Source organism: Citrobacter sp. TBCS-14 (assembly GCF_005280805.1).
In the GTDB taxonomy this organism is placed as follows: domain Bacteria; phylum Pseudomonadota; class Gammaproteobacteria; order Enterobacterales; family Enterobacteriaceae; genus Citrobacter; species Citrobacter gillenii.
On sequence record NZ_SZWM01000385.1, the window covers coordinates 349 to 621 of the forward strand.

Here is a 273-nt window from a genome sequence, read left to right on the forward strand (position 1 = left end):
TGGCGTACCGGACAGCACCGATGACACCACGCCGCCTGATACTGACGGCGGCGATAACGCTGACAGCAATACCGTCATCTGATCTCGTTAATATTACAGGAACAAAAAAATGAGTTATGAAATTGCAGCGACGGGCCTGAACGCCGTCAACGAACAACTGGATGGGATCAGTAACAACATCGCGAACTCCGGTACTGTCGGGTATAAATCAATGACCACTCAGTTTTCCGCGATGTACGCCGGGACGCAGGCGATGGGCGTGAGCGTGGCGGG

The 273-nt window shown here is 53.8% G+C and carries 1 protein-coding gene; it reads left to right on the forward strand.

The genetic code is table 11. The features are described from left to right. Positions 1 to 109: 109 nt before the first annotated feature. The coding region (locus tag FDX22_RS31185; protein ID WP_255432941.1) for a flagellar basal body protein at positions 110 to 273 on the forward strand (164 nt) is incomplete at its 3' end.